The following is an 18,352-nucleotide window of genomic DNA, read 5'->3' on the forward strand; positions in this document are numbered from 1 at the left end:
TTCCGCAACGGGGGCGCTCCACATGAGACAACCCGTCGAGCGGCCCGGAGTCCGCCCGCTACGAGGGCAGGGGGCCGCCCGGTGTCCAGTGCAGGGCCTGGGGCGTCAGGTCGGCGAGGGTGGGATAGCCGTCCACGGCCATGATCAGGTCGGCTTCGGCGAGGATGGCGCGCAGGACGTGGACGACGCCGTCGGTGCCGCCCGCGGCGAGGCCGTAGGCGTAGGGGCGGCCGACGCCGACGGCGGTGGCGCCGAGGGCGAGGGCTTTGACCACGTCGGCTCCGGAGCGGACGCCGGAGTCGAACAGGACGGGCAGGCCGTCCGCCGCGTCGACCACGGCGGGCAGCGCGTCGAGGGCGGCCAGGCCCCCGTTGGCCTGCCGTCCGCCGTGGTTGGAGCAGTAGACGCCGTCGACGCCCGCGTCCCTGGCCCGGCGGGCGTCGTCGGGGTGGCAGATGCCCTTCAGCAGCAGGGGCAGGCCGGTCACCGAACGGAGCCAGGACAGGTCGTCCCAGGTGAGGGGGTTGCCGAAGATCCGGGCCCAGTGCGCGGCGGCGGCCCGAGGGTCCTGTTCCGGGGTGCGGTCGAGCTGGGCGCGGAAGACCGGGTCAGAGGTGTAGTTGGCCAGGCAGTGCCCGCGCAGCTGGGGGAAGTTGCCGGTGCTCAGGTCGCGGGGGCGCCAGCCGGTGACCCAGGTGTCGAGGGTGACGACGATGCCCTTGAATCCGGCGGCCTCGGCGCGGTGGATCAGGCTTTCCGCCAGTTCCCGATCGGTGGGGGTGTAGAGCTGGAAGAGGCCGGGGGTCCGGCCGAGCTCCCCGGCCACGGCTTCCATCGGGTCGGCGGAGAGCGTCGAGGCGGTCATCGGGATCCCGGTGTGGGCGGCCGCCCGGGCCGTGGCCAGGTCTCCGTGCCCGTCCTGCGCGCACAGCCCGATCACCCCGATCGGGGACATGAACAGCGGGGCCGGCAGTCTCATGCCGAACAGCTCCACCGACAGCTCACGCCGTACGGCTCCGGCGAGCATCCGGGGGATGAGACCCCAGCGCCGGAAGGCGGCGACGTTGGCGCGCTGGGTGTGCTCGTCGCCGGCGCCTCCCGCGACGTACGACCACACCGAGGGCGGCAGCGCGGCCTCGGCCCTCGCCTCGATCCCGGCGAAGGTCATCGGCAGCCCCGGCACCACGCCGCGCAGGCCGTCGGAGTAGATCTCGTTCTGGTAGTCACCGAACTGCGAGCTCATGCCGACCGCCTTTCCGCGAGGACGGGGACGCTGCCGGGGATGGGGACGGGGGCGGCCTCACCGGCCGTTCCGCGCGTCCGGCGGGTCGCCGTGCCGGTCGCGCCGGTGCCCGCGACCAGGGTTCTCACCGCACCCTCACCCCCGCCGCCTCCCTCACCTCCGCCGCGACGGCGCGAACCCGTGGGGGACGGCCGGCGCGGGCCGGGCGGAGGGCGACGGGGCTCTCAGCCATGGGACGTTCGTCCCCGGACGAGTTCGGCGGGTACGGGCGCGTCGAGATGCTCCAGCAGGGCGGCGAGCTTGCGGTCCAGCTCCAGGCCGACCTCGGTGATGTCCGGGTCGGCGAAGCTGGAGAAGCGGGTGCTCGGCTGGTCCACGGCGAACCAGGTCGTGCCCTGTGCGTCCTCGTAGATCGCCGTGCGCAGCGGCGCGTACAGCAGGATGGCCGGATCGTGATGGAACATCCGCTGGGCGATCGTGTGGTTGCCCATCAGGTACTCGACGCAGAGCCACCGATCTCCGGCCAGCCCCATCAGCGGCATGGCCTCGAAGCTCCAGTAGACGAGGAAATCGTGCGGCGCGTTCTCGGCCGTCGCCCGCAGGACGGTGTCCCAGCCGGCGCCGTCCTCGACGAGCCGCTCGAAGCGGCCGGTGTCGAATGCGGGAACGGCGCGTTCGTAGCGTTCGCGGAACTCCCGGAACGGAGCGGAGACGCCGACGGTTAGGCGGTTCACCTCGTGCGTGACGGTGCGGGTCCTGGTGTCCAGCTGCTGAGTCATGATCTCCCCGGTGTCGTCTCGTGGCTGCCGGCGCTCTGGCGGGCGCGCGGGATGCCGTGGTGGTCTGTCTGGGCCGGTTCCCTTTCCTGGAGTTCCTCCGGAAGGATTCGCCCGGGGTCGTTCGCCCGGTCGCTCCCGGTCTTTTCCTCGCTCCGGCCGGGCTCGACGAGTACGCCCAGGCGCCGCAGGGAACCGATCTCCCCTTCGTCGAACCCCAGCTCGCGCAGGACGTCGTTGTTGTGTTCGCCCTGCCGGGCGGGCACCCTCTCCGGCGGGCCGGATTCCGACGGGCCGGGCTCGCCGTCGCTGAAGTGCCAGGGCGGCCCGGGTACCGTGATCCGGCCGCCGTCGCGGTCGGGAACCGTACGCGTGGCCGCCCACTGACGCGCCCACCGGCCGCCGGCGAACTCGCCGACGGCGCGCAGCCGTCCGATGGCGATCTTCGCCTCGTCGAACTGCGCGTCCATGGAGGCCGTGTCGCCGAACGTCCAGATCCATTCCTGGACGATGGCATGTAGTTCGTCCAGATGCTCCCGTCGCGCCTCGGGCGTCCGGAATCGCGGGTCGTCGGCGAGGTCGGAGCGTCGCATGGCGGCGAGGTAGAGGGGGAACGACGCGCTGCCCACCAGGCTCATCGAGCTGATGAAGGTCTCCCCCTCCGGATCGACGAAGAACGGGCAGTCCGTGGCGCCCAGGATCGGTGGCTCCGCCCCGAGGTCCTGATCCGACAGGTCCGAGTGGAGGCGTTCGTTGATCGAGATCATGACCGCGGCCATGGCCACGTCGATGTACTGGCCCCGGCCGGTGCGGTGCCGGTGCTCCAGCGCGGCCAGGATGGCGACGGCGGCGTGCAGCCCGGAGTAGACGTCGGCGTGCGACAGCGAGTCGGTGCGCGGCCGTCCCCCGGGGGTGCCGAACTGGTCCATGGTGATCTCGGTGACGCCGGTCTCGGCCTGGATGGTCGGCGCGTACGCCGACCGGGAGCGCCACGCGCCGTGCTGGCCGTAACCGCTGATCGAGGCGTAGACGACGCGCGGGTTGCGCGCGGCGACGGTGGCGTAGTCCAGCCCGAACGAGGGCAGCGTGCCCGGCCGGAAGTTCTCCACGATCACGTCCGCGCGGTCGCACAGGCGCAGCGCCACCTCCCGCGCGCCCGGCACGTTGAGATCGATCGAGACGTCGCGCTTGCCGGCGTTCTGCTGGGCGTAGTAGCCGGAGATCTCGGCCTCGCGGGGGAACGCCTGCCGGGACAGGTCGCCGCCCGGTGGTTCCACCTTGACGACCTCGGCGCCGAGCTCCAGCAGCGTCTGCGCGCAGAGCGGTCCGGCGAGCACCCGGGAGAAGTCCACGACACGGATGCCGGTCAACGGTGCGGGCACGGTCACCACCCCCCGAAGCGCGCCCGGCCGGGGCCGTCGCGGTTCAGCGATTCCACCCCGGCGCGGAAGTCCGCGGAGCGCAGGATCGGTTCCTGGATCTCGGACATGGCCTCGTCGGCCGCGCGGACGCCCTGGTCGACGGCGATCGACACCAGCCTCTTCGTCGCCGCGTGCGCCACCGTCGGCCCCGCCGCCAGCTCACGGGCCAGGGCCATCGTCGCCGCGCCCAGCCGCTCGTCCGCGACGACCCGGTTGACGATCCCCCAGCGCTCCATCGTGCGCGCGTCGTGACGGCGTCCGAGCATGACCATCTCCTTCGCCCGCGCGGCACCGGCGCGTTGCGTGATCCGCTGGACGGCGCCCATCAAGGGATGCAGGCCGACGGCCGCCTCCACCAACCCCAGCTTGGCGGATTCACCCACGACGACGAGGTCACAGGCGAGCGCCACCTCCAGCCCGCCCCCGGCGCAGATTCCGTGCACGCTCGCCACGATCGGGATCGGCAACTCGTCGAAGGCGCGCAGCACGTCGGGCAACCGCCAGTCCAGGACGCCGTTCCCCTCCGTCGCGGCGGCCAGCATCGCGTCGACATCGGCGCCCGCGGAGAAATGACGCAGCCCGCTCTCGACGATCACCGCGCGGGCGCCCTGGGCCCACGCCCAGTGGAGCGCCTCGACGATCCGCTCGCAGAAGGCGGCGTCCAGCAGGTTGTGGGGCCGGTGCCGGAGGGTCAGCACCGCGACGCGGCCGTCCGTCCGGCGGCCGACCGGCGTCTCCTCGCCGTACGGCGGGAAGGTCCGGGTCTCCTCGGCGACCGGCCAGAAGGCCCGGCCCGCTTCGGTCCTCTGCTCTGGCATGGCTGCCCGCTCCTTCCCGGCGGTGGCGACGGTTCACGACGTGGGCGGCGGCCCGTCCGGTGTGTTCGCTACTCCCGTGGGGGCGAACACGGCTCTAACTTGCAGTTTGATAGTTAGGTCTACGGCCAACCGTATGAAGTAGACTTGCTTATCGCAAGCCAGTTATGGGCGAAAGGGGTTAAAGCCTTGGCAACCGACCGAAAAGCACGGGTGGGGGCGCCCTGCCCGATCGGCCGGGCCGTTGACGCCATAGGGGAGCGGTGGACGCTGCTGATCCTGCGCAACGCCACGCTGGGCATGACCCGCTTCGAGGATTTCCGATCGGACCTGGGCATCGCCGACAACATCCTGTCCGCCCGGCTCAGCCGCCTCGTCGAGCGCGGCCTGCTCACCCGGGTGCCCTACCGCGACGGCGGGCGCACCCGCGAGGAATACCGCCTCACCGCAGCGGGCGCCGACATCCTCCCGGTGCTGCACGCCCTCGCCGCCTGGGGCCACGAACACACCGCGCCCGACGAGCCCGCCGAACCCATGCGGGTCGTTCACCGCACCTGCGGGCACGCCACCACGGCCGGCGGCCGCTGTGACCACTGCGGGCGGCCCCTGCGCCGCGAGGAGGAGTCCTGGGTACGGCCCTGGCGCTCACCCGAGCCGACCCCCCTCGCGAGCCCCGTCACCTGAGGGCGGGCGTTCATACCGCGTACCGGGCGACGGCCTCCTCGTCCCAGGTGATCCCGAGCCCCGGGCCCGCGGCGACGACGTGGCCGTCGACCGGCCGGTACGGGGTGAGCAGCACCGCGCCCGCGAGATCGAGATACTCCATCCAGTCGGCGGTGGGCGTCACCGCCATGGCGTGCGCGCTCGCCTCGACGAAGAGGTGGCTGGACACCGGCAGCGAGGCCGCCTCCGCCTGCCCCGCCGCGAGCGTCCAGCCGGTGAAGCCGCCGATCTTCACGATGTCGAACATGGCGAGGTCGCAGGCCGACGCCGCGATGGCCGCGTGGCATCCCCTCGGGAACCACCAGTTCTCCCCGGTCTGGATTCTCGCGCCGGTGGTGCGCCGTACGTAGGAATGGCCGTCGAGGTCCTCGGCGGCGACCGGCTCCTCCACCCAGTAGAGGTCGAACTCGCGGAGCCGCTCGATCCGTCGGCGGGCCTCCAGTGGGTCGAGCGACTGGTTGTAGTCGACCATCAGCTCGACGTCGGATCCGATGATCTCGCGAACCCGCCGCACGACCGCCACGTCGCGGGCCGCGTCCGGATAACCGATCTTGATTTTGATCGCCCGGAACCCGTTCTCGACGGAACCCCGGAGGGCCCGCTCCTCCCGCCGGGGGTCGAGCATGCCGTAGCTGTCGTAGGCCCGCAGCATGACGGGCTCGCCACCGAGAAGCCCGGCGACAGGCCGGCCGGTCAGCTTGCCGAGGGCGTCCCAGAGCGCCATCTCGATCCCCGACATCACCATGCCGAGCAGCCCCTGCGTGCCGAGCAACCGGAACCGCGCCTGGAGCTCCCGCATCCGCCGTACGGGCGCGACGGGCTTGCCGCCCAGTTCGGGGGCGAGTTCCCCGGCGATGGAGGTCAGGGCGGGGAGCATCGCCGAGCTGTACGCGAAGACGTAGGAGTGTCCGGTCACACCGCCCTCGGTGGTCACGTCGAGCAGGACGAGCGGAGCGGCCGACACCGACCCTGAGGCGGTGTGGAGGGGCCGCGCCATGGGGACGACGACCGGACGCGCGCGCACCTCCGCGATCGCCGGAAGTGTCGTCATGTCGCCGTCGTCATGTCGCCGTCGTCATGTCGCTGTCGTCATGTCACTGCCGCCTCCGGGTGATCGGGACCGCTTCGGCGCCTGCGGTTCGAATACTCCCCTACTCCCCGGAAACCGCCGCGGACACGGGCTCGTCCCGGCAAAGAGAACGGCGCGGGAATTTGCCGGGAGATGAACGAGCCGCCTCCGCCCTTCCCGCCCGCGATGGTCTCGCGACGGTTCCGTGGTGGTTCCGCAGCGGTCCCGCAGCAGTCTCGCGGCGGTTCCGTGGCGGCTTCGGGAAGGGCCGGGGAGAGGTCGGAAAAGGCTCGGGAGAGAGTTCGCGCCAGGTGGATGGAACCCGCGCTGAGCGGATGGCACGGGCGGCGGCGGCCGCCGTACCTTTTCACCAGGCGCCGCTCGATCGTTCTCCCGCTTCCACGAAGCCTCCTCAAGGCTCCTTGAGGCTTCCCCGAAGCTCTCTGACCCTTCTCGGAAAGGACAATTCACCATGCGCAGGATCCTCGTCGTCGGCGCCGGTCAGGCGGGCCTCCACCTCGCCCTCGGCCTGCTGCGGAACGGCTACGACGTCACCGTCGTCTCCAACCGGACCCCGGAGGACATCCGTGGCGGCCGGGTCATGTCCAGCCAGGCCATGTTCGGCACCGCCCTCGGCCACGAGCGTGCCCTCGGCCTGGACCTGTGGGCGGACGACTGCCCGCCGATCGACGGCATCCAGTTCGCGGTGGCCGGTCCCGACGGCGACCCGGCGATCCACTGGGCCGCCCGGCTCGACGCCCCCGCCCGCTCGGTCGACCAGCGGTTGAAGATGCCCGCCTGGATGGCCGAGGTGGAGCGGCTCGGCGGGAAGATCGTCATCCACGACGCGACCGTGGAGGACCTGGAGGACTACGCCGCCCAGTACGACCTGGTCCTGGTGGCCGCGGGCAAGGGATCGATCGCCTCGCTCTTCGAGCGGGACGCGCCGCGCTCGCCGTACCGCGTCCCGCAGCGGGCCCTGGCCCTCACCTACGTCAACGGCCTCGCGCCGCGGCCCGATCACTCCGCGGTGTGCTTCAACGTGATCCCCGAGGTCGGCGAGTACTTCGTGTTCCCCGCGCTCACCGTCACCGGCCCCTGCGAGATCATGGTGTTCGAGGGCGTGCCCGGCGGGCCGATGGACTGCTGGGCGGACGTCAGCACCCCCGCCGAGCACCTGGCCGTGAGCAGGCGCGTCCTGGAGACCTTCCTGCCGTGGGAGGCCGAGCGCGCCGCGGGCGTCGAGCTCACCGACGAGGGCGGCGTCCTGTCCGGCCGCTTCACCCCGGTCGTGCGCAGGCCGGTGGCGACGCTCCCGTCGGGCGCCCGGGTCCTGGGCGTGGCGGACGTGGTCGTGCTCAACGACCCGATCACCGGGCAGGGCTCCAACAACGCCGCCAAGTGCGCGGCCTCCTACCTGGCCGACATCCTGGAGCGCGGCGAGCGCCCGTACGACGCGGAGTGGATGGAGCGGGTCTTCGAGCGCTACTGGCGGGACGCCCGGCACGCCACCACCTGGACGAACGCGCTCCTCGCGCCTCCGCCGCCGCACGTGCTGGAGATCCTGGGCGCCGCGGGCGGGCTGCCCGAGGTGGCCTCCCGCTTCGTCAACGGCTTCGACGACCCCTCGGACTACGCCGGCTGGTTCCTGGATCCGGCCGGCGCGGCCGAGTACCTGGCGCGGGCCGGGAAGTGAGGGGCCGTCATGAGATCCCTGCGCGACGCCCTCGGGCAGTTCGCCACCGGGGTGGCGGTGGTCACCGCCGCCACCCCGCGGGGTGAGCGGCTGGGCGTGACCGTCAACTCCTTCACCTCCGTCTCGCTCGACCCGCCGCTGGTCCTGTGGTGCCTGTCCCGGCGGGCTCCCAGCGCGCCGGCCTTCGCCGAGGCCGGGCGGTTCGCGGTGAACGTCCTGGCCGCCGGGCAGGAGCACCTGTCGCGGCGGTTCGCCACGCCGCTGCCCGACAAGTTCGCCGGGGTGGAGACCCGTCTCGCCCCGGGCGGGGTGCCGGTGCTCGCCGGGACCGTCGCCCACTTCGCCTGCCGCGCGGTGGCCACGTACGACGGCGGCGACCACCTGATCTTCGTCGGGGAGGTCGAGCACTTCCGCCGGGAGGAGGGCGAGCCGCTGGTCTTCCACTCGGGCGCCTACCGGGCGTTCTCCGCGCCGGACCGCGAGATGGCGCTCTGCGAGACCGGCGGATCCTGAGCGGCGGTGTCCTTTCCCGGGGTTCCCGTTCGTCGGGGTGGTGGAGCGGTACCACGGTGGCGGCACCATGGGAACGCACCACGGGAACGGCGCCGCGAGGGGCCACGAGGAGGAGGACACGTGAAGTACATGCTGTTGATCTGCGGTGACGAGTCCGCGGCCGACCACGCCCAGGACGGCTGCGGCGGGTGGTCGGAGGAGATGGAACGCCGCGGGGTGCTGCGGGGCGGCGCCGGGCTGCGGCCACCGGCCGACGCCACGACCGTGCGGGTACGCGACGACGCGGTCCTGCTCACCGACGGCCCGTTCGCCGAGACCAGGGAGCAGATGGGCGGGTTCTGCATGATCGAGTGCGCCGATCTCGACGAGGCCATCGAGATCGCCTCGAAGCACCCGGCCTCCGGCTACGGCTCGATCGAGATCCGGCCGCTCCTGCCGTCGTGACCGGGGACGGAGCGCCCGAGGGTGGCATGAGCGGGGATGGCGTTAGCGGGGATGGCGTGAGCGGGAACGGGGCGCCCGAGGGCGGCGTGACCGATGGCGGCGTGAGCGGGGACGGGGCGCCCGAAAGCGGCGTGACCGGGGACCGTGTGACCGGGGGTGGCGGGGCCGGGAACGGTGTGAACAAGGACGGCGCGGCCGGGGACGGTACGGCCGGGGACGGCGGGGCGGCGGAGGTCGAGGCGGCGGTCGCCCAGGCGTTCCGGGACGAGTGGGGCCAGGTCGTGGCCACCCTGATCCGGGTCACCGGCGACTGGGACCTCGCCGAGGAGTGCGCGCAGGACGCCTTCGCGCTGGCCCTGCGGCGCTGGGCCGGGGACGGGGTCCCGCGCAGACCCGGCGCGTGGCTCACCACGGTCGCGCGCAACCGCGCCGTCGACAGGCTGCGCCGCGAGGCGGTCGGCGCCGCCAAACTGCGAGAGGTGGCCGCCATGTCGTACGAGCCCGAACCCGCGTGGCACGACGACGGCGTGCCGGACGACCGGCTGCGGCTGATCTTCACCTGCTGCCACCCCGCGCTGGCCCTGGAGGCCCGGGTCGCGCTCACCCTGCGCACCCTGGCCGGGCTGACCACCTCGGAGATCGCGAGGGCGTTCCTGGTCGGCGAGCAGACGATGTCCAAGCGCCTGCTCCGGGCCAAGCGGAAGATCAGGCACGCCGGGATCCCGTACCGGGTGCCGCCCGCGCACCTGCTGCCGGAGCGCGTGCCCGCCGTGCTGGGCGTGCTGTACCTGCTGTTCAGCGAGGGATACTCGGCCACGGCGGGCGCCGACCTGCTGCGGCGCGACCTCAGCGCCGAGGCGATCCGGCTGGCCCGCGTCCTGACGCGGCTGATGCCCGACGAGCCCGAGGCGGTGGGGCTGCTGGCGCTGATGCTGCTGCACGACGCCCGCGGCGCCACCCGGCTCGACGCGGCCGGTGACCTGGTGACCCTGGAGGAGCAGGACCGTGCCCTGTGGGACACCGCCGCGATCGCCGAGGGGGAGGAACTGCTCGGCCGCGCCCTGCGGCGTGGCCGTCCGGGCCCGTACCAGGTGCAGGCCGCCATCGCCGCCTGCCACGCCACCGCGGCCGACGCGGCCGGCACCGACTGGGCCCAGATCGCCGCGCTGTACGGGCGGCTCGCGCGGTTCACGCCGTCCCCGGTGGTGGAGCTGAACCGGGCGGTGGCGGTGGGGATGGCCGCGGGACCGGCCGCGGGGCTGGAGCTGGTGGAGGCGCTGCGGGAGTCGGGGGCGCTGGCCGGGTACCACCTGCTGCCGGCGACCCGGGCCGACCTGCTGCGCCGCCTGGGCCGCGCCGCCGAGGCCGAGGCCGCCTACCGCGAGGCGCTGGAGCTGGCGGCGACCGACACAGAACGCCGCTATCTCGGCCGCCGGCTCGCCGAGGTCACCGGTTCGTAGTCCGGGGGTGTCCACTCGCAGTCCAGGAGTGTCCGCTCGTAGTCCAGGGGTGTCCGCTCGCGCCGGGCTCGTTCGTCGGTAGGGCGACACCTTCCCGGAACTCCCGGGAACCTGGAGAAGAGGACACCGATGGACATACCAATGAACATGCCAGTGGGCGCGGCGACTCCGCGCGACGCCGCCGGGAGCGCGCGATCGGGGGAGCGGCGATGACGGGGGCCACGGAGAGCGAGGTCAGGAAGGCGATCGCCGCCGAACGCCGCGACCTGGCGGACGTGCTCACCGGCCTGCCGGAGCGGCGGTGGGACGAGCCGACCCTGTGCGCCGGGTGGCGGGTACGGGAGGTCGTGGCCCACATGACCATGCCGTTCCACTACTCGACCCCGCGCTTCGTGATCGAGATGATCAGGTCGCGGGGAAACTTCGCCAGGATGGCCGACCGGTGCGCCCGGCGCGACGCGGCGGCCCTGTCGTCCGGCGAGCTCGCCGCGCTGATGAGGGACAACGCGGACTTCGCGTGGAAGCCCCCGGGGGGCGGATTCGAGGGCGCGCTCACCCACGAGGTGATCCACGGCCTGGACTTCACCCTGCCGCTGGGCCTCGACCGGCACGTGCCCGAGGATCGGCTGCGCATCGTCCTGGGCGGTTTCGAGGCGGAGAAGAGCCTCAGGTTCTTCGGGGTGGACATCCGGGGAATCGAGCTGCGCGCCGACGACGTGGACTGGTCCATCGGGGAGGGGACGCCGATGTACGGGGCGGCGCAGGATCTCATCCTGGTCCTGTGCGGCCGGAGGCTGCCGGAGGGACGGTTGCGCGGCGAGCCGAGCCGTCGGTTCGTCGCGTAGGGGCCGCCCGTCCCCCGGACCGGTCCGGGGGACGGGCGGATCGTGATCCCGGGTCTCGGGTCCCAGGTTCCGGGGTCAAGGTTCCGGGTCCCGGGTCCCGGGTCTCAAGCCCCGGGTTCCGGATGGGCATGGCTCCCCGATGTCGCCGTGACCAGCAGGTATATGGTGAAAAAAGGCGAGAAATCGCTCTTGGTTCGGACTCGGTGGTCACACTCCCCTCACGTCCCCCGCGAAGATGGCCGCCCGCTCCGTCGGCGTCGCGTGGAAGGGCACCACGAGGAGACAGGGAGGACGTCATGCCGAGCAACAAGGTCGTCACGTACCAGGGACCGGGCAAGGTGGAGGTCCAGGAGATCGACTATCCCGGGTTCGAGCTCAAGGAGGGGCCCGGGGTGCCCCCGGCCAACGTGGGCCGCAAGGTGCCGCACGGCGCGATCGTCAAGACCGTCGCGACGAACATCTGCGGCAGCGACCAGCACATGGTCCGTGGCCGCACCACCGCGCCCGTCGGGCTCGTCCTCGGCCACGAGATCACCGGCGAGGTCGTCGAGACCGGCCCGGACGTCGAGTTCACGAAGGTGGGCGACCTCGTCTCGGTCCCCTTCAACATCGCCTGCGGCCGCTGCCGCAACTGCAAGGAGGGCAAGACCGGGATCTGCGAGAACGTCAACCCCGAACGGCCGGGCGGGGCGTACGGCTACGTCGACATGGGCGGCTGGGTCGGCGGGCAGGCGCAGTACGTCCTGGTGCCCTACGCCGACTGGAACCTGCTGAAGTTCCCCGACAAGGACCAGGCGATGGAGAAGATCCTCGACCTGGCCATGCTCACCGACATCTTCCCGACCGGCTTCCACGGCTGCGTCACCGCCGGGGTGAAGCCGGGATCGACCGTCTACGTCGCCGGAGCGGGTCCGGTCGGGCTCGCCGCGGCCGTCTCGGCGTTCCTCCTCGGGGCGGCCGTGGTGATCGTCGGCGACCTGAACAAGGAGCGCCTGGAGCAGGCCCGCAGCTTCGGCTGCGAGACCGTCGACGTGTCGCGGGGCGAGCCGAAGGACCAGATCGAGGAGATCCTCGGCGAGCCCGAGGTCGACTGCGGCGTCGACGCCGTGGGCTTCGAGGCCCACGGCCACGGTGGCGACTCCGGTAAGGAGCGGCCCGCCACCGTGCTCAACTCGCTCATGGAGGTCACCCGCGCGGGCGGCGCGCTCGGCATCCCCGGCCTGTACGTGACCGGCGACCCGGGCGCCCACGACGAGGCGGCGCAGCAGGGGTCGCTGTCCATCCGGCTCGGCCTCGGCTGGGCCAAGTCGCTGTCCTTCGCCACCGGCCAGTGCCCCGTCATGCGCTACAACCACTACCTGATGCAGGCGATCCTGCATGACAGGGTGCAGATCGCCAAGGCGGTCGACGCCGTGACGATCCCGCTGGACCAGGCGCCGCAGGGGTACGCGGACTTCGACCAGGGAGCCGCGTCCAAGTTCGTGCTCGACCCGAACGGCGCGCTCGGCACGAGAGGCTGACCCGGACCCGGACCCGGACCCGCCCCCGGACCCGGACCTGCCCCCGGACCCGCCCCCGCATCCCGGGTGGCCGACCCGGACCCGCGCCCCGGGCGCCCGGCCCCGGGGACCCGCGCCGCGGGCGTACCACGGGCGGGAGCCGTACCGGGAGCCGTACCGGGAGCCGTACCGGGAGCCGTACCGGAAGGCGTCACCTGAGCGGGCGCGGGTCGTGGCCGATGCCCGCGGTGACGGGCGCCTCCTCGGCGAACTCCAGGTCGGGCGGCGGTCGCCGGAACATGCGGGTGAGGTAGGCGAGATAGATCACGCCCAGGCCGAGCCAGATCAGGCCGAGGGTGACGGCGTGCGCGTCGAGACGGCTGAGCAGCCACAGGTTCACCCCCGCCCCGATCGCCGGGAGCAGGACGTACTGCACCACCCCCGGCGCCCGGCCCGCGCGGCGTTCCCTGACGTAGTGGGCGATGACGCTGAGGTTGACGAAGGCGAAGGTGGTGAAGGCGCCGAAGTTGATGAACGACGTGGAGGTGGCCATGTTCAGCCACAGCGCGATCAGTCCCGCGGCGCCGGTGATCACCAGGCCGAACACGGGCGTACGGCACCTGGGGTGGAGGTAGCCGAACACCTTGCGGGGCAGCACCCCGTCGCGCCCCATCGCGTACAGCAGCCGCGAGGTGCTGGCCTGCGCGGCGAGGCCGGAGGCGAACTGGGCGACGACCAGACCGGCCAGGAAGACCGCGCTGAACAGGCTGCTGCCGATCAGCCTGGCGAGGTCGAAGGCCGCCGAGGAGGAGTCCTCGAAGAAGCCGCCGGGATGCACGAGCTGTGTGAAGTACGCGACCACGACGAAGATCAGGCCACCGGCGAGCGCGGTGAGCATGATCGCCCGGGGGATCGTCCTCTCCGGCTCGACGGTCTCCTCCGCGAGGGTGGTGACGGCGTCGAAGCCGAGGAGGGCGTAGGCGGCGATGGCGGCCCCCGCCGCGACGCCGGAGACCGTGGTGGCCCGGTTGTCGAACGGCGCCAGGTCGAACAGTGCGGCGGGCCCCCACGAACCGGCCACGTAGCCGACCGACAGCAGCACGAAGAAGAGCAGCACCGTGATCTGGAAGGTCATCAGCAGGAGGTTCACCCGCGCCGCGATCTTGATGCCCACGAAGTTGAGCAGGGTCGTCACGGTGATGAACAGGGCGATCCACACCCACGGGTGGACCGCGGGGAACTGCGCGGACAGGTAGGCGCTGCCGATCAGCCAGATGACCATGGGAAGGAAGAAGTAGTCGAGCAGCACCGCCCAGCCCACCAGGAAGCCCGCCCGCGCGTCGATGGTCCGCCGCACGTAGGTGTAGGCGGATCCGGCGATCGGGTAGACCGCGGCCATCTTGCCGTAGCTGAAGGCCGTGAACAGCATGGCCACCAGCGCGAGCGCGTACGCGGCGGCGGTCGCGCCGCCGGTGGTCTCGGACACGATGCCGAAGATGCCCAGGACGATCAGCGGCGTCATGTAGGCCAGGCCGAACAGCACGACCTCGCCGAGCGTCAGAGCACGCCTCAGAACTGGTCCCTTGGATGGCATCGTGAGGTTCTTCCCGAAGAGTCAGCCTCCCGCTGGGGTCCAGCGAGAAGGATCGATCCGTCCCTGGTAGAGGGGGAGGTCTATCGGCCGGTCGGCCTCGGTGAACTGCTCCCACACGCGGTTGAGACCGGCGGTGCCGTACCTGCGGACCCGCGTGACGTCGTCGAGGTCGAGGACGTCGGTGAGCACCGTGGCCGCCTCGCCCGCCTCGGCCCTGACCCGGCCCTCGGGGTCGGCGACCAGGCTGTGCCCGGTGCCCACCGGGGCGGCCGTGTTGACGCTGACGACGTACACCTGGTTCGCGATCGCGTGGGCGCGCGCGAGCACCAGCTCCTGGGGGCGGTCTGAGGTCGTCGTCCTGGCCGGGACGACGATCACCTCCGCGCCCATCCACGCGAGGTGGCGGGCGACCTCGGGAAACCAGATGTCGTAACAGATCGCGAAGCCGACCCGGCCCGCCTCGGGGACGTCGAACACCACGAAGCGGTCCCCGGGCCGGTGCGGCTCGTACGGCCGCCAGGGGAAGACCTTCCGGTACGAGGCGACGAGCCGGCCCTCGGGGGAGAAGGCCAGGGCCGTGTTGTAGAGCGCGCCGCCGGGCCCGCGTTCGCAGACGCTGCCGGGCACCAGCCAGATCCCCAGGTCACCGGCGAGCTCGGCGAGGGCCTTCGAGCGCGGCCCGTCCAGCGGTTCGGCGGACGCCTCCAGCTCGGCGGCCCGCTCGCCCGCCGGGCCGCACGTGCCGTGCAGGTGGAACTCGGGGAAGACGGCGAAGCGCACCCCGGGAAAGCGCCCGGCGAGCTCCTCGACCTCCCGCGCGAAACCCGAGATCGGCTCCCCGGCCTGCCGGGGAGCCGCCTGGGCGAGCGCTATGGAGAGGGGACGCGACATGGCACACCTGCTTCCCGGCTAGAAAATAAAAAATATCTCATTATGAGCACTTATCGCAATTTTGATCATTATGATCTGTTTCTTGGCGAGTACCGTGGGGGCATGTCGTCCGGCAGCCCCCTCATCGTGCTCAAAGCCCCCGCCCTGGTCGGCATCCGGCGGCTCAACGCGCTCGACACGGTCCGCGCCCGCATCGCGATGGCCGTCGAGCTGGGCCTGCTGAAACCCGGGGAGCGACTGCCGCCCGCCGGTGACATCGCCCGCGCCCTCGGCGTCGGGGAGATCACCGTACGCAGGGCGCTCGTCTCGCTCTGCGACCAGGGCATCCTGGAACGGCGGCGCGGGCGCGGCGGCGGCACCCTGGTGTCCGAGCGGCCCCCGCCCGGCGAGGTCCGCGAGATCGAGGCCTACCGGTCGGCCGCCGCCGACGTCCATCGGCTGATCGACCAGCGGCTGCTCCTGGAGTGCGGCGTCGCGCACCTGGCCGCGACGCGCCCGGGGCCGCGCCCGCTGGGGCAGCTGGAGGAGCTGGAGCGGTTGGTGGCGTGCATGGACCGGGCCTCCAGCTGGGCCGAGTTCCGCACCTGCGACGAGCGCTTCCACATGGAGGTGGCCGCGGCCACCGGCCTGCCGTCTGCGGTGGAGCAGTACGGCTCCGTCGTCCGCGAGCTCTACCGCTACTACCTGCCCTTTCCCCTGGACTACCTGCGCGAGTCCAACCGCGGGCACGCCGAGCTCGTCGCGGCCCTGGCGGCGGGCGACCCGCTGAGGGCGGTCGAGATCACCCGCGGCCACGTCGAGGTGCTGCACCGGACCATGTTCGTCGGCGTCGAGGACCAACGGGGCTGAGGACCAGCGGGGCAGGACCAGCGGGGCTGAGGGGCGTTCCGGGGCCCGGGGAGCGGGTTCCGGGGCTCGGGGAACGACGGGAGGGGGCGACGGGAGGGGGCAAGGAGCCCGGAAGGTCCGGGAGCTCGCGAGCCCGGGGGATCCGGGGGCTCAGGAGGTCCGGGGGCTCGGAAGGTTCCGGGAGCCTGGAGGCTCGGAAGGTGCGGGGAGCCTGGAGGCTCGGAAGTTCGGGGAACCCGGGAGGGCCGGGAAAGGCTCGGGAGGGTCGTTCGGAGGGGCTCGCTCAGAGGGTGTCGACGAACAGCTCGGCCTCGCGCTCGCCCATGCCGGTCTCCCCGCGCACCAGGTGGACCGCCTGCTCGGTGCGACCGGCGGCCTTGAGCCCGCGTACGCGAGTGGCCAGGTCGGGCCCGGTGAGGACGGGGGCACCCGGCGCGTCCGGGACACCGGCGTTCGGCGGGACCACGGGGCGGGCGGGACGGAAGCCGGCCATGACGGGATGGCTCCACATGTCGTGCCCCGCCGCGACGGCGTCGACGACCATCTTGGATTCCTTCAAACCGAGCCCGGTGTACTGCCGCAGCTCCTTGATCGCCTGGATCTTCAGGCCCCGGCGCGTCAGCCCGGTGACGGTCTCGTGCAGCCCCTGGGGCGTCGGCGGGATGACGGGCGCCCGGCCGCCGGAGACCGCACGGGCACCCTTCATGGCCGCCACGACGACACCGATGACAACCGCCAGGACCACCGCGAGCAGAACGGCGAGGATCAACAGTTCGGTGGGCCCGATGTTCGGCATGCCCGCATCGTACGCCGGACTCGCACGGGCCGCGCGAGGCGGCGACGGGCCGGAACGGGAGCCTTCCTCCTCCGCCACCCTCCGGAACGAAAACCGCTACTCACCGGAGCGGGAAGCCACCACCCGCCGGAGCGGGAGACCGCCGGTCGCTGGAGCGGGAGACCGCTACCCGCCGGAGGGGGAGACCGCCACCCGCCGGAACGGAAACCGCCATTCGCCGGAACGGGAGACCACCGCCCGCCGGTGGGGGAGGCCATCGGGCCGGTGCCCGCCGGAGGGGAAGCCTTCCAGCCGGTACCCGCTGGCCGATGCTCGCCGGAGGGGAATCCCCCGGCCGATGCCCGCTGGCCCATGCCCGCTGGAGGGGAGGCGTTCGGGCCGGTGTCCGGGAGGGGGAAGCTTTCCCGGCCGGTGCCCGCGACCGGGGAGTTTCCCCTCCTTCGGCGGGCGGTGGACACGACGGACGGCGACGGCTGTTAAATGGCAGCGTCCGAACGGCAGCCTCCCAACCTGCCCGCAGCAAGCCCGTACCCCCGCCCGCGACCAGGGTTCGTTCCCCACCCGCGCCCCGCAGGGGGCGCGTGCGCATCAGATCGAGAGGATCGTCATGGCCGCATACCATCGAACGGGCCGGGTCACGGCCGCGCTGACCGCCTGTCTCGCCTCGGTGGCGCTGGCCGGGTGCGCGAGCAGCGACGCCACGGCACCCCGGGCCACGACCCCCGCCCCGGCTGGCACCGGGGCGAAGACGGACGGCGGCACCGTGCTCGCGGGCCAGCCGGACGTCAACGGCGACGGCAAGGTCGTCATCGGGGTGCTGAGCCCCGGTGACATCAACGACAAGGGCTACTACCAGAGCTTCGTCGACACCGCGGAGCGGTTCGCCACCTCGAAGGGGTGGACGATCATCAAGCGCGGCGGCGTCAACACCAGCGAGGCGCTCAACGCCGCGCGGGCGCTCTGCAGGCAGAAGGTCGACATGGTGGCCCTCGGCGCCGCGGACCTCAGGGACGCTATCCCCGCCTCCGAGGAGCCGGTGTGCGCCGGGACCGCCTGGTACGTCCCCTCGTCAGACAACGTCCCGCAGACCCCGAGGATCATGCTCTCCACCGACGAGGCGGACCAGAGCCTGCTGGCCGCCGGGTACGCGGCGGGCCTGCTCATGAAGGAGAAGGGCGCGACCAAGGCCGGGTTCGTGACCGGTCCCGAGGTCGACTTCACCAGCGCGGCGGCGAGGGCCTTCAGGGCGGGGATCCGGCTGGTGGTCCCCGAGGCCACGCTGACGGTCACCTACAGCGGCGACCTCAACGACTCGGCCAAGGCCAAGGAGGCGACCCAGGCCCAGATCAGCCAGGGCGTCAAGGTCGTCTACCCCTATCTGGGCGGCGCCACCGACGCGTCGGCGGAGCTGGCCAACGCCAACGGCGTGCTCACCCTCACCCCGGGCACCGACCGGTGCGCCTCCACCGGGCCCACGTTCGACGTCTCGGTGCTCTTCAGCCCCGGAGACTACTTCGGGGCCGCGCTGGAGGACTTCGCCGAGGCGAAGCTGCGGATGGGCGTGGAGAAGGTCTGGAAGCTCGGGGTCGACCCGTTCCCCACCGTGAGGATCTGCGAGCCCACCCCCGAGCAGGAGGAGAGGCTGGAGACGTTCATCGCCGACGTCGGCAGCGGGAAGATCGACCCCAAGGCGGAAGTGAAGAGGCTCGGTTCCTGAC

At 72.4% G+C, this 18,352-nt stretch carries 18 protein-coding genes; 9 read left to right on the plus strand and 9 right to left on the minus strand.

The annotated features are described in order from the left end of the window. Window positions 1–58 precede the first annotated feature (58 nt). From ABT053_RS40715 to ABT053_RS40735, 5 genes are all read right to left on the minus strand, one after another. A complete protein-coding gene (locus ABT053_RS40715) occupies window positions 59–1,243 on the minus strand; it encodes a lactate 2-monooxygenase (protein ID WP_350976960.1) in 1,185 nt (394 codons plus the stop codon). Beyond that, window positions 1,240–1,371: a hypothetical protein gene (locus ABT053_RS40720; protein WP_350976962.1), complete on the minus strand. Its 132-nt coding sequence runs from the start codon at window positions 1,369–1,371 to the stop codon at window positions 1,240–1,242. The genes ABT053_RS40715 and ABT053_RS40720 overlap by 4 nt, the downstream gene beginning before the upstream one ends. A gap of 96 nt (window positions 1,372–1,467) precedes the next feature. Further along, complete coding sequence (locus tag ABT053_RS40725) at window positions 1,468–2,022, minus strand: DUF302 domain-containing protein (protein WP_350976963.1); 555 nt, start codon at window positions 2,020–2,022, stop codon at window positions 1,468–1,470. Further along, window positions 2,019–3,401: a CaiB/BaiF CoA transferase family protein gene (locus tag ABT053_RS40730; protein WP_350976966.1), complete on the minus strand. Its 1,383-nt coding sequence runs from the start codon at window positions 3,399–3,401 to the stop codon at window positions 2,019–2,021. Before ABT053_RS40730 ends, ABT053_RS40725 begins: the two co-directional genes overlap by 4 nt. Window positions 3,402–3,403: 2 nt before the next feature. Further along, window positions 3,404–4,258 (minus strand): enoyl-CoA hydratase/isomerase family protein, encoded by an 855-nt coding sequence (locus ABT053_RS40735; RefSeq protein WP_350976969.1) that lies wholly within the window; start codon window positions 4,256–4,258, stop codon window positions 3,404–3,406. Window positions 4,259–4,444: 186 nt separating this feature from the next. Between ABT053_RS40735 and ABT053_RS40740 the strand changes: the two genes are divergently transcribed. After that, window positions 4,445–4,939: a winged helix-turn-helix transcriptional regulator gene (locus tag ABT053_RS40740; protein ID WP_350976972.1), complete on the plus strand. Its 495-nt coding sequence runs from the start codon at window positions 4,445–4,447 to the stop codon at window positions 4,937–4,939. Between the two features lie 10 nt (window positions 4,940–4,949). Here ABT053_RS40740 and ABT053_RS40745 read toward each other — a convergent pair whose 3' ends face one another. Then, entirely contained in the window at window positions 4,950–6,029 is a 1,080-nt protein-coding gene (locus ABT053_RS40745) for an enolase C-terminal domain-like protein (RefSeq protein ID WP_350976975.1), read from the minus strand. A gap of 490 nt (window positions 6,030–6,519) precedes the next feature. On the opposite strand from ABT053_RS40745, the gene ABT053_RS40750 reads away from it, so the two are divergent. The 6 genes from ABT053_RS40750 to fdhA all read left to right on the plus strand — a co-directional run bounded on the left by ABT053_RS40750 (window position 6,520) and on the right by fdhA (window position 12,525). After that, entirely contained in the window at window positions 6,520–7,743 is a 1,224-nt protein-coding gene (locus tag ABT053_RS40750) for a styrene monooxygenase/indole monooxygenase family protein (RefSeq protein WP_350976978.1), read from the plus strand. 9 nt (window positions 7,744–7,752) lie between these two features. After that, window positions 7,753–8,256 carry a flavin reductase family protein gene (locus tag ABT053_RS40755; protein ID WP_350976981.1) on the plus strand — a complete coding sequence of 168 codons (504 nt, stop codon included), beginning with the start codon at window positions 7,753–7,755 and terminating at the stop codon, window positions 8,254–8,256. A gap of 129 nt (window positions 8,257–8,385) precedes the next feature. Next, the gene (locus ABT053_RS40760; RefSeq protein ID WP_350977043.1) at window positions 8,386–8,700 is read left to right on the plus strand and encodes a YciI family protein; all 315 of its coding nucleotides are present in this window, start codon (window positions 8,386–8,388) and stop codon (window positions 8,698–8,700) included. A 176-nt stretch (window positions 8,701–8,876) separates the two neighbouring features. Further along, window positions 8,877–10,160 carry an RNA polymerase sigma factor gene (locus tag ABT053_RS40765; RefSeq protein WP_350976983.1) on the plus strand — a complete coding sequence of 428 codons (1,284 nt, stop codon included), beginning with the start codon at window positions 8,877–8,879 and terminating at the stop codon, window positions 10,158–10,160. 209 nt (window positions 10,161–10,369) lie between these two features. After that, window positions 10,370–11,005 (plus strand): maleylpyruvate isomerase family mycothiol-dependent enzyme, encoded by a 636-nt coding sequence (locus ABT053_RS40770; RefSeq protein WP_350976985.1) that lies wholly within the window; start codon window positions 10,370–10,372, stop codon window positions 11,003–11,005. A gap of 296 nt (window positions 11,006–11,301) precedes the next feature. Further along, the gene (gene fdhA / locus ABT053_RS40775; protein ID WP_350976987.1) at window positions 11,302–12,525 is read left to right on the plus strand and encodes a formaldehyde dehydrogenase, glutathione-independent; all 1,224 of its coding nucleotides are present in this window, start codon (window positions 11,302–11,304) and stop codon (window positions 12,523–12,525) included. A 190-nt stretch (window positions 12,526–12,715) separates the two neighbouring features. On the opposite strand, the gene ABT053_RS40780 is transcribed toward fdhA, so the two are convergent. Then, window positions 12,716–14,098: an APC family permease gene (locus ABT053_RS40780; RefSeq protein ID WP_350976989.1), complete on the minus strand. Its 1,383-nt coding sequence runs from the start codon at window positions 14,096–14,098 to the stop codon at window positions 12,716–12,718. 21 nt (window positions 14,099–14,119) lie between these two features. Further along, entirely contained in the window at window positions 14,120–14,989 is an 870-nt protein-coding gene (locus tag ABT053_RS40785; RefSeq protein ID WP_350976990.1) for a carbon-nitrogen hydrolase family protein, read from the minus strand. Between the two features lie 102 nt (window positions 14,990–15,091). Here ABT053_RS40785 and ABT053_RS40790 point away from each other — a divergent pair, with 102 nt between their 5' ends. After that, on the plus strand, window positions 15,092–15,838 hold the full coding sequence (locus ABT053_RS40790; protein WP_350976991.1) for a FadR/GntR family transcriptional regulator: 747 nt from the start codon (window positions 15,092–15,094) through the stop codon (window positions 15,836–15,838). A gap of 283 nt (window positions 15,839–16,121) precedes the next feature. Here the strand turns inward: ABT053_RS40790 and ABT053_RS40795 are convergent, their stop codons facing one another. Continuing rightward, on the minus strand, window positions 16,122–16,634 hold the full coding sequence (locus ABT053_RS40795) for a ribosomal protein L7/L12 (protein WP_350976993.1): 513 nt from the start codon (window positions 16,632–16,634) through the stop codon (window positions 16,122–16,124). Between the two features lie 607 nt (window positions 16,635–17,241). Here ABT053_RS40795 and ABT053_RS40800 point away from each other — a divergent pair. Continuing rightward, complete coding sequence (locus ABT053_RS40800) at window positions 17,242–18,351, plus strand: BMP family ABC transporter substrate-binding protein (protein ID WP_350976995.1); 1,110 nt, start codon at window positions 17,242–17,244, stop codon at window positions 18,349–18,351. Window position 18,352 lies beyond the last annotated feature (1 nt).

Origin of the sequence: Streptosporangium sp. NPDC002524 (assembly GCF_040295985.1) — a bacterium.
GTDB lineage: Bacteria > Actinomycetota > Actinomycetes > Streptosporangiales > Streptosporangiaceae > Streptosporangium.